This is a genomic window from Gemella haemolysans, assembly GCF_901873445.1.
Taxonomy (GTDB): domain Bacteria; phylum Bacillota; class Bacilli; order Staphylococcales; family Gemellaceae; genus Gemella; species Gemella haemolysans_C.
Genome location: NZ_CABFLN010000064.1, coordinates 1 through 14,424 on the forward strand (window position 1 = coordinate 1; position 14,424 = coordinate 14,424).

The following is a 14,424-nucleotide window of genomic DNA, read 5'->3' on the forward strand; positions in this document are numbered from 1 at the left end:
CTTATATTATAGATATTAAAATAATACAATACTAATTTTAAAGTCTTTCTATACTTTTGTCAAGCGAGTTGCATGAATTTTAAGTTCATTTTAAGTAATTATAAAAATAATATTAATAATAATAAAATTATGTAAAACAACATTAATTGGAAATATGAAAAAGAGATTTTTTTACTCAAACACTGTAAATTTCGCGTAAGAAAAAACAATAGCTTTTTCATAGCTATTGTTCTAAAATTTTCTTTTCTAAATAATCACAATATTTCATCTCTATATTCTGAATATATAAATTTGGTGCTTTATTTTTTATTTTTCTAGCTTCTTCAATTAGGAGCATAGCTTTTTCATCATCTAATTTTATTCCCCATTCATATGTCGCGAGTATATTTTTTGTCTGTGGATTTTTTTGTTTAAGTCGAACTTTCAAATTTTTATCATTTATTAGTTCTTCCAATAATTCATCTTCAGGATTAACCAAGCTTATTAATTTCACTAATAATGCCATAAGTTCAACTTTATAAACTGGCAACAAATCCTCTCTTTCAATATATAGTTTTCTTGATTCATTATATAAAGCATCAAATTCAAAAAAATATTCTAGTCCATCTAATTTAATAAATTCTAATGAATCAGTTAGATAATTGGTATTGATTATTTCTAATGAATTTATTTTCTCTACTACTTCTGGTTTTTCTATCAGTAAATTCTTACCAATACTTTGATAATATACGTATTCTAATTGTAAGTATAAAACAAATCTAGTAGTTTCATCTTTACTAGCGTGATAAAAAGTCATACCATCGTTGAATCCCATTGGAATCAGGTTTAGAAAAGCTAATGCAAATCCTATTAAGGCGAATAATAATATATAATAACTTGGTAAAACTAACCAAAATACAATAGAAAATACTAGATTAAACGTTACTCCACCTAATAAATAGAATTTATACTTAAATTTTCCTTCAACATATTCAGGAGCCCTCAGCAGACACTGACCACCAGTTCCTGCCAGTCTTTCAAATCTAAGTTTAAGTTTTCCGTTTTCGTCCCTTATAATTTTGAAATCAAACACTCTAAAACTTATAAATTTATATCCTGATAGTAATCCAAAAACTAAATGCCCCACTTCATGAACTATGACTTGTAAAATAAATGCTATTACTCCTGCTATTAATAACGATATGATATTTGGAGTATCCACTTTCGAAAGTGAACCAACCGCAAGTTTTCCTACACAGTATCCAACCAAAGCACCAATAGCCGTAATTCCTACTATTTGTAGAAGAGCACTAATAATCTTTTTCTTCACAAATTATCCTCCTATTCGTTTTTTTCATGAATATATGTCATCATTTCACTAAGTTTTTCAATTTTCTCATCTACCAATATATATGCCCATTCCCCCATAGCTGTTGCAAATACTTCCGGCACTCTATCAATTAGACGAAGTTCTTCAGAATATCTATTATAAATATCTTCATTAGAATATTTGTAAGTATATTTATCACGTCTTGATAAAGCGATACCATTATAGTTGTTCTGGACTTTTTTCGGTGAATTACCAACTACAACATCAGCATACATTTCAAACAAATCGCATTCGTAAGTATGGTTATACAAATCAACTGTATATCCTCCCGCTATTCGATTATTATATTCTAGCGCAATATAATCGTTATTCGGTAATTTGAAAAATTCAATATGGAAGAACCTTTCCTTCATTCCAAATTCTTTAACAATTTTTCTACCGTATTCTTTTAGTTTAGGATTAATTTCTTTAGAAATTATATTTCCATAATCTAGACTGTCATTTAGTAAATCTAAAGTAGGTTTTGTATAATAAAAACTTGTCTCAAATACAACTTCACCTTTGGAATCGATTAGACCATCGTATGTACAAAGGATACCGTTATCTACATAACTTTCAATAAAGTACACAACATCTTGAGTCCATTGAGTTTTAAAATCTTCTACATCTTCTTTTGATAATAGTTTAAATGTATTATTTGCTCCTACTCCATTATCCGGTTTAGCTATTACTGGTAAATTAATTTCTTTAATCGCTTTTTCTAGTTCTTTAATATTTTTTACAGCAATTCCCTTGGCTACTGGAACATTAGCTTTAATAAATCTTTTTTTCATTTTTGATTTATATTTAGTAAAATCTAATTTTTTGGACTTTACACCTGGAATATTAAATTGTTCACGAATAATTGCATCCAACATCAGCCAATGTTCATTATTAGATTCAACTCTATCTATAACACCATGTTTATAGATTAAGAATGCTACACCTCTTAATACTTCTTCATAATTTTCTAAATCATTTACTCTGTAATATTCAGTTAAAGTATTTTTTAAATCATTTGAAAGATTATCATAACTTTCACTACCTATTCCTAATACTCTAACTCCTTTTTCAGCTAACTTCCTTGCAAAATTTTCTTGAGAAGTTGGAAAATTTGGTGATACTAATAAATAATTCATAATAATCCCTTCTTTCCTCATTTTATACATTAGTTTACCATAAACTTCACTAATTTTCCAATGAAAAAATAAAAAAAATATGAATCATCTTCTTAACGTTCGGAAAATGATTCATATTATATTTTATTATTTTACATTTACTGTTAGATTTTGTAGATATGTCTTAAATGTTGAGTTAACCTCTTCACTTAACCCTTTTGTCGCATTTAAGTCTACTATAATTTCTACTTTTTCGTTATATGTTTGTGTCATAATAATATTACTTAATACACAGATATTAGAAACTAAACCACAAAATTCCACTTCTTTATAGTCACTACGTGAGATATAATGCGCTAAATCAATACTACCAAAAGATGTTTTATTAAATACTTTTTTCGCATAACTTTCATAATTAGCAACCTCTCCATATAAATTATGACCTTCACTATCTATAATACAATGTTCGATTGGTAAATGTTTACCTTCACGAGTTGAAAGATAGTTTGTGTAATGTGTATCTTTTGTAAATATTACATCTTGACCAGCTTTTAGATATTCATCAATTTTATTTGCAATAACTTTATCAAGTTGATCAGCAGTTTCAAACCCTAATGCACCATCAACAAAATCTTTTTGATAATCAACAACTACAAGTAACTTCTCAGATGTATCATGTTTTAAAGTTACTCTTAGATATAGTAAAAATGCTACAAAGGCTAAAAATCCTAAGCAATAAAAGATTATATCTGATTTAAATTTTGGATGAGCTCTTTCATCTAATACTACAAATTTCAATAATACAGCAGCCTCTACAATTAAAAGTACCACTATATATTTAATTCGTTTTTTAAAGAACACCGCAAAATCTTTTGCACCTAATTTTTTAAATATTAAGTAAATAAACAACGCAGCAATACCTACAATGAACAACATTGTTCCATATTTATGTAATAATTTGAATGCATGCGGAGCACTAGGCCCTAATACATATCCTAGCGTAATAAACACTACTACCCAAAAGATACCACCAACTGTTGAATATACATGGAATCTTTTAGCATTAATACGTGAAATACCAGAGAAATATCCAAGTATGTGTCTAACTCCTGGTAAAAAGTACGCAATTACTATTACTACGTTACCAAATCTATTAAAAAACTCAGCTGCTTTCGTCATTCTATATGGTGTAAGTCCAATATATGAACCATACTTATCAACTGCCTTAGTTCCTAACCTTCTACCAACTTCATAAGAAAATTGCATCCCTAAAACAGTTCCTAATGCACTTGCAACAATCATCCCTATATAACTTCCATGATTATTATATGCCATTATTCCAGCTACTACCATCATCGTCTCACCTGGTAGAGGAAGGGCCGCAAACTCCAAGATAAGCGACACAAATAATATTAAATATACATGTTCAGCTAATAGTTTAAATAACATTTCCATATATAAACTATTCTCCTTTTTATTTATTTTCTAATAAATTATATCATATTTTACTTTCACTTAAAAGCTAAAAAGGTAAATTCTATATGATAAAAATAATATTGAAAATTATCTTATCACATAAAACTTACAACTAGTTTAAATAATAACTTTTGTAATTGTAGTAAAGCAATTTAATAAAAAACTAGAGTCATACTTAAAGTAAAACTCTAGCTCTTATTTATATTATTTTCTTTCTTCAATAACTCTTACTAAGTCTTTGATTTCTACAATGTTTTCTGCATCTTCATCTGAAAATTCAAAACCATATTTTTCTTCAATATCCATTACTACATCTGCAACATCAATTGAATCAGCATCTAGATCTTCGTTTAGTCTTGATTCTAACGTAATTTTATCTGCATCAACTTTAATATATTTAGTAATAATTTCTTTTACTTCTTCGAAAATTGCCATTACTTTTATTCTCCTTTTTCCATCGTTTCTATCATTATATCATAAAGTTTTGTTTTGTGTATTTGTTTTGCTTGTTGAACTGCATAATATAATGCATTTTCATCGGCCGAACCATGAACTTTTATACTTGGTTTCTTAATCCCTAGTAGGAATGCTCCCCCGTATTCACTATAATCAAATTTCTTTTTAAATTTTGTAATTCCACTTTTTACAAGTAATGCTGAAATTTTTGTTTTTATATTCTCCATAAAGATTCCTTTTATCATAGAACCTAATGTACTAGCGACACCTTCAATTGTTTTTAATAAAACATTACCAGCAAAACCATCCGCTATGACAACGTCATATTTATGTTCAAGTATATTTCTAGCTTCTATATTCCCTTTGAAATTAGAAATATCTTCTTTGATTATTTTATGAGCTTCTTTATATACTTTATTACCTTTACTTTCTTCAACTCCAACATTTAATAATGCAACAGATGGTACTTCAATTTCATATATATATTTCATATATAGTTGACCAAGTCTAGCATAATTTACCAGATCATCTGGTTTTGCTTCGACATTTGCACCTAAATCTGTTAATAAGAACTTATGGTCTGTTTTGGTAGGTAACATAGAAGCTAATCCTGGTTTTGAAATTCCCTCTATGCGACCTAACATAAATAGTGAACTCGCCATGAAAGCTCCTGTACTTCCACCAGAAATTGCTACATCAATAACACCATTATTCAAATCAGATAACATTCTGATCATTGAGGCATCTTTTTTCTTTCTGTGAACACGTGCTGCATCATCAGACATCAACACCTCTTCTGTACAAATATTCTTAATAATATTTTCTGTTTTAGTTATTTGTTTTAAGTTATCTTCAAGACCATAAACATAAAGTTCAACTGCATTGTCTTTATAACCATTTACAAAGTTAATAATTCTACCAGGTTCATCAACACCTAATATATCAATACCTATTTTCATAATATTATGCACTTTCTTCTCCTATTAATTTTGCTTCAACTACAAATCTGCTTTCCCATTCACCAGTTTGCGGATTAAAATTATCACATGTAAATAATTTTAATATTTTTGGCTCATTTTCATGTTGTTCTAAAATTTCTACTTGTGTTGGTACTACATCATAAAGTTTATTTACTTCATATGTACGTAACTTATCTTTTGAAATAATTTGAATCTTAGCTCCAGTTTTTATTTTATTTAAATTATTAAATCTTATTCCCACACCTTGAACACTGTGTCCAGCTATTACAACGTTTTGTGCGTCTAGAGTTGATGGCTCTTGTGATGTTGCTACTCCATTAATTAAGTTGATTTCAGTAACATCTTGGAAAATTGGCTCTTCTATTTGTACACTATCAATTTTTAAAATTCCTAACATTGAATCAGTTAGTTTAATTTTTGATTCGTTATCTGTAAACATTTTTTGCCACCATGGTATGTCTACTTCACCTTTACCATTTTTATAAGCTGTTATTATCTTATCGTTAGCATTTCCTGTTAAATATTCTCTAATTTGATTTTTGAATATTAACACTACTGACGTACATAGCAATACTACAATAAGAATATTTAATATTGTATTTTTAAATTTTTTATTCATTGAATCCTCCTAAATTATTGTCTCTTCTAATCCAACATACTGTAATAATCGTTCTTTATTATCGGTTACTTCAATAATTTTCACCGCTAATTTTTTAGCCAAATACATTAAATCTACGTCATTTATTAAATCTGCAACTTTAAAACTAGGAACACCACTTTGTTTCGTACCAAAGAAATCTCCTGGCCCTCGTTGTTTTAAGTCAAATTCTGCAATCTTAAATCCATCATTTTCCAAACACATAATATCAATTCGTTCACTCTTAGAATCTGTCACTAAGATACAGTATGACTGATACTTACTTCTTCCTACTCGACCACGAAGTTGGTGTAAAGTAGCAAGACCAAAACGATGAGCGTCTACTATTATCATAAATGTTGCATTAGGCACATTTACTCCAACTTCAATAACTGTTGTGGAGACTAGTATATGTATTTCTTTATTTAAAAATTTTTCAACAATTGCATCTTTTTCCTTATTACTCATTTTACCATGAAGTATTGCAATTTTATAATCATCTGGTAGATAATTTTTAATATTTTCATATGTTTCTTCAACATTTTGAAGATCCATCTTCTCAGATTCTTCAATCAATGGACAAACAACATAACCTTGTTTTCCATTATCAAGTTCCATTCGAATATTATCTAGTACCTTATAAAAACTCTTATTATTAGCTTTATAAGTCTGAACTTTTTTTCTACCTGCTGGTAACTCATCTATTGTTGAAACTTTAATATCAGTAATTAAAGTGATTGCTAAACTTCTTGGTATTGGTGTTGCTGTCATCATCAATGAATTAACAGCTTCACCTTTATTACTTAATAATTGACGTTGTCTTACTCCGAAACGATGTTGTTCATCTGTAATTACATATTTTAAATTATTAAACTTTACATCTTCTTGAATTAAAGAATGAGTTCCAATTAATAATTCTATCTCACCTACTTCAAGTAGACTTAAAATAGTGTTTCTTTCTTTCTTAGGTGTACTACTTGTCAACAACGCTACTGAAATATTCAAATCTTTAAAAAACTCAAAGAATGTTTCAAAGTGCTGATTTGCTAATATTTCCGTTGGCGCCATAATAGCTGTTTGATATCCTGCTTTTATTGTTGCATATAAAGTTGCCGCTGCAACCGCAGTTTTACCACTACCTACATCACCTTGTAACAATCTATCCATTTTATAAGGTTCATTTAAATCCGTTACTATTTCATCAATAACTCTACTTTGTGCTCCTGTTAATGTAAAAGGTAAACTATCTTTAAATTCTTTAATATCTTTCTCATTGACACCTACAGAATATCTATTATCTTCAATTCTACTATTGATATTTTGAAGTTGCAATTTCAACTGATAATTAAACAACTCATGAAAAGCAAACATCTTTCTTGCTTTATCAAACTCTTCTGAATTTTTTGGGTAATGTAAAGTGTAAAGTATTCTTTCTAACTTCCAAATCCCTTTAAAATTTTCAGGAACCAAATCTAATATTACATTTTCACCATCTATCATTTTAAATGATTCTTCAACAAGTTTTATAAACTTTTTTTGTGTAATTCCTTGTTTCAGATGATAAAAGACTTCGATAGTATCACCTTTAGGTTTTTCTTCAGTTATATTGAAACTTACGCTAGAAGCAGTTATCGTACTATTAGTTGCATTATATGTACCTTTAACTACTACATCTCTACCTTCAACAAGATTTTTTTTCAAATAATGCTGATTAAAAAATACTATTTTAATACTTCCCGATGAAGTTGACAATGTAAAAAAAGATCTACTTCTTCTATTTCCATAAAACTGTGTACTTACTCTAGTTTCTACTTTTCCTGTAGTTATTACTTTCTCATTATCTTTTACAGAAGAAGAAAAATCAGTAGAACTAGATACTCTGTAAGGAATATTGTACAGAATATCACGAATTGTATATATTTCTAATTCATTTAAAGTCTGTAAATATTTCTTTCCAACACCTTTTATAGTTTCTACCGATTTTTCTAAAATATTAATCATTACCGAATAATAAACTCCTATATCTTTCTCCAGTTTTTGTGATTGCTAAACCACCCTTAGCAGTTTCTTTTAATGTAGTAGACATTTCAAGTCCTATCTTATACATTGCTTCTAACACTTCATCAGCTGGAATACGACTTTTTATTCCTGCTAGAGCTAAATCTGCTGCCATTAAAGCTGTAGAAGCTCCAGCCGCATTTCTTTTTACACAAGGTACCTCTACTAATCCTGCTACTGGATCACAAACAAGTCCTAACATATTTTTTAAAGCAATGGCGAATGCATGAGCACTCATCTCTGCATCCCCTCCCATAGCTTCTACTATAGCTGCTGCTGCCATTGCGCTAGCCGAACCAATTTCAGCTTGGCATCCACCTTCTGCCCCTGAACATGAAGCATTATTAGCTACTACAAATCCAAATGCACCAGCTGTAAATAACATTCTTAACTGTGTTTCTTCATCAATATTGAATTTCTCTTTAAGAGCATGAATACAACCAGGTAGAACTCCCGCTGATCCTGCAGTAGGAGTTGCACAAATTAATCCAAGCGAAGCATTTACTTCGTTTGTTGCTATTGCTGCTGCAACTCCATTTAAAAAATCACTACCTGTGATTGACTCACCACTATTGATGTATTCTTGTAATTTCTTAGCATCTCCACCTGTTAGTCCTGTTTTTGAACTTACTCCAGCTAAGCCTTCTTCAACAGCTTGCATCATAACAGCTAAATTTCTTTTCATCAATTTTTCAACTGCAGATCTAGTTACTCCATTCACTTCTATCTCTTGCTCAATCATTAATTCAGAAACAGGTTTTTGTTCTAATTTTGATTTTTCTACGATTTCTTCTAAACTAGTAAACATTTCTGTACCCTCTACAATTTATCTGCAAATTTTACTTCATTAACAAATTCTAGTTCAGTTAATTTATTTATACTTTCTTCATCTAACTTTTCTAGCGACTCAACTACAAGTAAATTAGTTCCCTCTAAAATAGAACTAGAGTACTTCTCACTTACTTTTTTATCACCGAATACTTCATCAATTTTCATAGAAAGAGTTTTTTTATATTCATCTTTGAACTTATAAAAAATGAAATAAGTTGGGAAGTCTCCTGATAAATTCACATCAAAACCTAATAATTCAAAAATAACCATCTTACCTCCACCTATTGATTTACCAATAAGATCGAGACTATATCGACCAGCTTGAACTTCGATTTTCGCTGTATTCGGATGGATATGTTCAATTCCACTTTCAATGAACTCGAACTCCATTCCTACTAATTTTGCATCATCTATACTTGTTCTTATACGTTTGTCAGATGTATTATATCCTAATAAGCCTCCAATAAGAGCAATATCTGTTCCGTGCCCTTTATATGTTTCTTTAAACGAACCATATAATGTTATTTTTACATCTTCTGGTTGTCTTCCAAAAATATATCTCGTAAAAAGACCTATGCGGACTGCACCAGCCGTATGTGAACTTGACGGTCCTACCATTACCGGACCTATAATATCAAATACACTTCTGTATTTCATATTTACACCTCCAATATTGTTGGTAAAATAACAGGTTTTCTTCCTATCTCACTTTCTAAAAATTCCCCTAGAGATTCTAAAATTTGTTGTCTTACTTGGTACACTCCACATTCTTCGCTTGATAATGCTGATAAAACAGCTTCTTTAACCACTGCTTTAGATTGTCCAAATAATTCCATCGACTCATTAACATTAACGAATCCTCGACTTATTATATCCGGATTATTCATTAATTTTTTATTTTCAAAGTCGATTGCAATTGAAACTACGATAACACCTTCTTCAGATAGTTCTTTTCTATCTTTAATTACAACACTTCCGATATCACCAATTCCAAGTCCATCAACATAAACATCTGATGCATCAAACTTACCAGCTACTCTTGCACTATCACTTGTTAATGCTAATACTTCTCCATTTTCCATAATAAATGAATTTTCTAATGGAATATCACATTCTGCTGCTGTTTGAGCATGAATAACCTGCATTCTATATTCACCGTGAATTGGCATGAAGTATTTCGGCTTAATAAGTCTAAACATTAATTTTTGTTCTTCTTTCGAACCGTGCCCAGACGTATGAACATTGTTAACACTTGATGTAATAACATTCGCTCCAAGTTTTGATAATAAATCTATATTTTTATTAATAGAAAGTGTATTCCCTGGAATTGCCGAACTCGCAAAAATTACAGTATCCGTTGGCATTATTGTAATTTTCTTATGTGTTCCATTTGCTATTCTACTTAACGCTGCTAATTCTTCTCCTTGAGTTCCAGTACATAAAATAAGTAGTTTATTAGGATCTACTTGATTTAAGTACTTACTATTTACAAATGTTTCCTTAGGCGCTTTAATATACCCTAATTCTGTACCAATTTTAATAGCTTTCTCCATAGAGCGACCAAATACAACAATCTTTCTGCCATGTTCAATACAAGCTTCAACAACTTGTTTTACACGATATACGTTTGATGCGAATGTTGCAAATATTACCCTATGTTTTTCTTTACGAAGAATATTAGAAATAGTTTTACCTACTTCTTTTTCACTTTGAGTAAATTCTGTTCTTTCTGAGTTTGTTGAATCAGAAAGTAAACACAATACTCCTTTTTCTCCTATTGCTGCCATTTTGTGTAAATTTGATCCTTGCCCAACTGGAGTAAAGTCAAATTTAAAATCACCTGTATGAACAATATTCCCTTGTGGAGTATTTACAATAACTCCAAATGAATCTGGAATAGAGTGAGTTGTGTTATGGAATGATACTTTTAAATATTTAAAACTTAACACAGTATCTTCATCAATAACATTAAGCTCAGCCTTAGCCAGTAGGTTATGTTCTTCTAATTTTGATCTAATTAATCCTATTGCTAATGGTCCACCATAAATCGGTAAATTAACTTTTCTAAGTAAAAATGGTAATCCACCAATATGATCTTCGTGACCATGAGTAATAATCAATGCTTTTATTTTATCGACATTCTTTTCAATATATGAGTAATCTGGTATTACATAGTCAATTCCCAGTATATTATCTCCTGGGAACTTAACTCCAGCATCGATTATTATTATCTCATCTCGATATTGGATAGCATAGGTGTTTTTCCCGATTTCTCCTAAACCACCAATAGCAGCTACACCTACTTCATTTTTTTTAATGATTTTATCCATTAACTTTCTCCACTTTAAAGTCTTCAGATTGTTTTTCGAACTCTAAGTATGCTTCACTTAATTCTTGAACAAGTTCTACATTGTAGTTTCTGTCATCTAAATACTTTCTTACTGCTGGTACTCCATCAGCTTCAACATATAACACTTGTGTGTTTTCTCTTACTGGGATTTCCTTTGAATTTTCTTGGTAAAATACTTTAAATACTGCCATTAATAATCTCCTATCATTTCTTTTAATATATTTAATGTGTAATCTAATTCAGTTTTTGTTGTGTTAATATTTATAAATGAAAACTGTATAATATTTCTCTCTTGAAGATATGAACTCTTATAATGAATGAAAATATTATTTATTGCCAATGAAGCCCCTACATTTAGCGAGCTAATGTTTTCAGGTAATTCTACTGTTACAATTACCGGTGAAACTTCTTTTTCTTTAATTTTCATAATTGGCAGCCCTAATTCTTTAAGTCCAGCCTTCATGTACGAATATTTTTCTTGAACCTTTTCATATCTTTCATCTGTTTTAAAAGCATCTAAAGCTGTATTTAATGCTTCCATTAAAATAGATGGTTGAGTAAAAGGTATTGATGTCATTTTATTAGCATAGTGTAAATCTAGATATAGCGGAGTGTTTCCCAATGGAACTAACTCGCAATTAGTACCTACAATTGCCAATCCAGCCACAGAACAAAAAGCCTTACCTGATGAACATGCTACATAATCAACATCTTTATAACTATATTTAATAGCACCTACTGCAGATACTGCATCAACTGCAAGCACTAAATTATTTTGTTTAACAATTTTTGTTATTTCTTCTAAATCATTTAATATTCCAACACTAGTTTCATTATGAACTAAATAAACAAAATCATAATTTCCTGAGTTTAATTTTTCTGCTAAAATATTTAAATCAAAGCTTTCTCCAAACCCTACAGAATAACAATCAATATTTAATCCATGACGTTTTGTTTCACGAACTAGCCTATTACCAAACTCACCGTTGGCTAAAACAAGACCATTATTAAGGTTTCTTCCTTTTAATTGTGCCATTATAGCTTCATTAGCTAATGTAGCTGATCCATGTAATATAGTCGCTGTTTTAACATCTAAAATATTCTCTATTTTTGAAAGTGTATTTTTGGTCAAACTAACAAATTCATTACTTCTATGTGAATATAACTGCTTAGATAGTTTTGCTATTACATCCTGTGATAAATCTACAGGTCCTGGTAAAAAGTTAATTCTTTGAGCTTTCGCCATTCTATCAAGAACCTTATTTTCACTCTTAAATGAAAGATACATCGGCATATATTCAGCATCTTTAGTTCCTACGTTTTCATGGAATTTTGTAAAACCTAAATGCTTGTAAAGTTTCTCTTGTCTAGTTGTGCCTGAAATAAACACAATATCATAGGCATTCTGAATAATATAATTAAATGTTCTTTGTAATAATTCTGTAAAAACTTTAGTTTTTCTATATTTTTCTTTTATTGATAATAATCTTATTTCTACAGGTTTTTTATAACTGCCTTTGTAATATTTATCTATATCATTAAGTTTTAAGTCTAAAGAAAACGGGCGTTGATCTGATAATGCAATCATACCAACTACATCGTTTTTCTTTTTGGCTATTATATATATGTTTTTATCATGAAATTTATCTTTTAATTTTTTAGTTTCATTTTTTTCATGTTGAGGAATTTCTTCGACAAATGTTTCATAGTTTAACTTGAAAATTTGTTCATATTCTTCCGCTGTATTTGCTATTTTATAAATCATAATTTTTCCCCATAACTTTATTTGGTTAAATTTTCTCTACACTATATCTTACCATAATTACAACTATTTTTCAAATTAACATGGTTGAAAAGTCAATAAATAACAAATTTATCAATTTATATTTTTAATATTGAATTTATAATACATTACAAAATAAAGAAGACTCAAATTTACTTGAGTCTTCTAAACAAACATATTTAATAAAAATATTATTAAAGAATACGTTGATTTTTAAGTGCTGTAACGAAGTCTGTTAATTCGTAAATTGCTTTAGCTTCGATAATTTTTTTAAGTTTAGCAGCTTTGAATCCTTTAGCTTTTTTACCACCCATAACATCAGCGATTCCATCTTTGTGTCCTAATGAACATACGACACCACGGTTGATGTATTTGAAGTCTCCAACTTGTTTCCCGCTAATTCTAGCTCCTACGTATGCTCCCATTTGGTTAGCGATTTGAGCTGTTGTTGGGTAAGGTCTTTCTTGACCAGTTTCGATGAATGCAGCACAGTCACCTACGATGTAAATCTCATCGTGTCCTGGTACTGTTAATTGTTGTGTAGTTACTAGACGTCCACGTTTAGCAAGTTCTGGGAAAGCTTCGTCCATAAGTTTGTTACCACGAACTCCAGCAGTCCATACTAGTGTAGAAGCATATAAATCTTTTCTTTCCCCATCAACTTCGATAGTGAAACTATCTTTAGTAGCACCTTTAATTCCAGCACCTAGAATGATTTCAATTCCATTGTCTTCTAAGTATTTTCTTGCATAGTCACTATATTCTTTAGTGAACATTGGTAGTAATGTTGGAGCAGCATCTAATCCGTAAATTTTAACTAATTTTTCATCAATTCCGTATTTAGAACATAATTCTTTTTTACGGTGAACAAGCTCACCAAGGAATTCCATACCAGCTAATCCAGTTCCACCTACGATAACTGAAATATCTTTTACATCTTTTTCTTCACTTGTTGCATATTTTCTAAAGTTATCTTCTAATGTAGCAGCAATTTTTTCTGCAGCATTAACATTAGCGATTGGTAATGCATTTTCAGCCATACCTTCAATTCCAAATGTTTCAGGTTGGAATCCTAATCCAACAACTAGTACATCATAGTCAAGTTCATGTTTTTTAGTTAATACTAATTTTTTCTCTGTATCAATTTTAATTACTTCATCTTGAACAAATTCCACACCTGGAGATACTAAATCTTTAATATCGATACAAATATCTTTTGCTGGAATATTTCCAGCTGAAACTTCGTGTAAGTTTACTGTATCATAGTGGTAAGAGTTTTTATTTACTAAAGTAACTTTCACCTCTCCAGCTTTAGCAGCCTTTTTTAATCCTTTTAATGTCGTAAGTCCTGCGTATCCAGCACCTAAAATAACTACGTTTTTCATAG

13 protein-coding genes are annotated in these 14,424 nt (G+C 29.9%); all 13 read right to left on the reverse strand.

Going from position 1 to position 14,424, the window contains the following annotated elements:
- Positions 1-223 precede the first annotated feature (223 nt).
- Positions 224-1,309 (reverse strand): hypothetical protein, encoded by a 1,086-nt coding sequence (locus JX287_RS07410; protein ID WP_204644259.1) that lies wholly within the window; start codon positions 1,307-1,309, stop codon positions 224-226.
- An 11-nt stretch (positions 1,310-1,320) separates the two neighbouring features.
- Entirely contained in the window at positions 1,321-2,487 is a 1,167-nt protein-coding gene (locus JX287_RS07415; protein WP_204644260.1) for an ATP-grasp domain-containing protein, read from the reverse strand.
- A 126-nt stretch (positions 2,488-2,613) separates the two neighbouring features.
- Positions 2,614-3,921, reverse strand: a complete 1,308-nt coding sequence (locus JX287_RS07420; protein WP_204644261.1) for an isochorismatase family protein — start codon at positions 3,919-3,921, stop codon at positions 2,614-2,616.
- A 225-nt stretch (positions 3,922-4,146) separates the two neighbouring features.
- Entirely contained in the window at positions 4,147-4,377 is a 231-nt protein-coding gene (locus JX287_RS07425; RefSeq protein WP_003144982.1) for an acyl carrier protein, read from the reverse strand.
- A 5-nt stretch (positions 4,378-4,382) separates the two neighbouring features.
- The gene (plsX, locus tag JX287_RS07430; RefSeq protein WP_204644262.1) at positions 4,383-5,369 is read right to left on the reverse strand and encodes a phosphate acyltransferase PlsX; all 987 of its coding nucleotides are present in this window, start codon (positions 5,367-5,369) and stop codon (positions 4,383-4,385) included.
- Positions 5,362-5,997 (reverse strand): class A sortase, encoded by a 636-nt coding sequence (locus JX287_RS07435; RefSeq protein WP_204644263.1) that lies wholly within the window; start codon positions 5,995-5,997, stop codon positions 5,362-5,364. Before JX287_RS07435 ends, plsX begins: the two co-directional genes overlap by 8 nt.
- Before the next feature lie 9 nt (positions 5,998-6,006).
- Positions 6,007-8,016 carry an ATP-dependent DNA helicase RecG gene (gene recG / locus JX287_RS07440; protein ID WP_204644264.1) on the reverse strand — a complete coding sequence of 670 codons (2,010 nt, stop codon included), beginning with the start codon at positions 8,014-8,016 and terminating at the stop codon, positions 6,007-6,009.
- Positions 8,009-8,881, reverse strand: a complete 873-nt coding sequence (gene sdaAA, locus JX287_RS07445) for an L-serine ammonia-lyase, iron-sulfur-dependent, subunit alpha (protein WP_204644265.1) — start codon at positions 8,879-8,881, stop codon at positions 8,009-8,011. Before sdaAA ends, recG begins: the two co-directional genes overlap by 8 nt.
- 11 nt (positions 8,882-8,892) lie before the next feature.
- Positions 8,893-9,561, reverse strand: coding sequence for an L-serine ammonia-lyase, iron-sulfur-dependent subunit beta (sdaAB, locus tag JX287_RS07450; protein WP_204644266.1), 669 nt, complete (start codon positions 9,559-9,561; stop codon positions 8,893-8,895).
- Between the two features lie 2 nt (positions 9,562-9,563).
- Positions 9,564-11,234 carry a ribonuclease J1 gene (gene rnjA, locus JX287_RS07455; protein ID WP_204644267.1) on the reverse strand — a complete coding sequence of 557 codons (1,671 nt, stop codon included), beginning with the start codon at positions 11,232-11,234 and terminating at the stop codon, positions 9,564-9,566.
- The gene (locus JX287_RS07460; protein ID WP_003144942.1) at positions 11,227-11,445 is read right to left on the reverse strand and encodes a DNA-dependent RNA polymerase subunit epsilon; all 219 of its coding nucleotides are present in this window, start codon (positions 11,443-11,445) and stop codon (positions 11,227-11,229) included. The genes rnjA and JX287_RS07460 overlap by 8 nt, the downstream gene beginning before the upstream one ends.
- Positions 11,445-13,019, reverse strand: coding sequence for an aminotransferase class V-fold PLP-dependent enzyme (locus JX287_RS07465; protein ID WP_204644268.1), 1,575 nt, complete (start codon positions 13,017-13,019; stop codon positions 11,445-11,447). Before JX287_RS07465 ends, JX287_RS07460 begins: the two co-directional genes overlap by 1 nt.
- 212 nt (positions 13,020-13,231) lie before the next feature.
- Positions 13,232-14,422, reverse strand: a complete 1,191-nt coding sequence (locus JX287_RS07470; RefSeq protein WP_204644269.1) for an NAD(P)/FAD-dependent oxidoreductase — start codon at positions 14,420-14,422, stop codon at positions 13,232-13,234.
- Between the last annotated feature and the right edge of the window lie 2 nt (positions 14,423-14,424).

Bases quoted from the DNA above. Each gene is read 5' to 3' on its own strand.
- JX287_RS07415 (WP_204644260.1), bottom strand. From the start codon at position 2,487: ATGAATTATTTATTAGTATCACCAAATTTTCCAACTTCTCAAGAAAAT.
- JX287_RS07420 (WP_204644261.1), bottom strand. From the start codon at position 3,921: ATGGAAATGTTATTTAAACTATTAGCTGAACATGTATATTTAATATTA.
- JX287_RS07425 (WP_003144982.1), bottom strand. From the start codon at position 4,377: ATGGCAATTTTCGAAGAAGTAAAAGAAATTATTACTAAATATATTAAA.
- JX287_RS07435 (WP_204644263.1), bottom strand. From the start codon at position 5,997: ATGAATAAAAAATTTAAAAATACAATATTAAATATTCTTATTGTAGTA.
- recG (WP_204644264.1), bottom strand. From the start codon at position 8,016: ATGATTAATATTTTAGAAAAATCGGTAGAAACTATAAAAGGTGTTGGA.
- sdaAA (WP_204644265.1), bottom strand. From the start codon at position 8,881: ATGTTTACTAGTTTAGAAGAAATCGTAGAAAAATCAAAATTAGAACAA.
- sdaAB (WP_204644266.1), bottom strand. From the start codon at position 9,561: ATGAAATACAGAAGTGTATTTGATATTATAGGTCCGGTAATGGTAGGA.
- rnjA (WP_204644267.1), bottom strand. From the start codon at position 11,234: ATGGATAAAATCATTAAAAAAAATGAAGTAGGTGTAGCTGCTATTGGT.
- JX287_RS07460 (WP_003144942.1), bottom strand. From the start codon at position 11,445: ATGGCAGTATTTAAAGTATTTTACCAAGAAAATTCAAAGGAAATCCCA.
- JX287_RS07465 (WP_204644268.1), bottom strand. From the start codon at position 13,019: ATGATTTATAAAATAGCAAATACAGCGGAAGAATATGAACAAATTTTC.
- JX287_RS07470 (WP_204644269.1), bottom strand. From the start codon at position 14,422: ATGAAAAACGTAGTTATTTTAGGTGCTGGATACGCAGGACTTACGACA.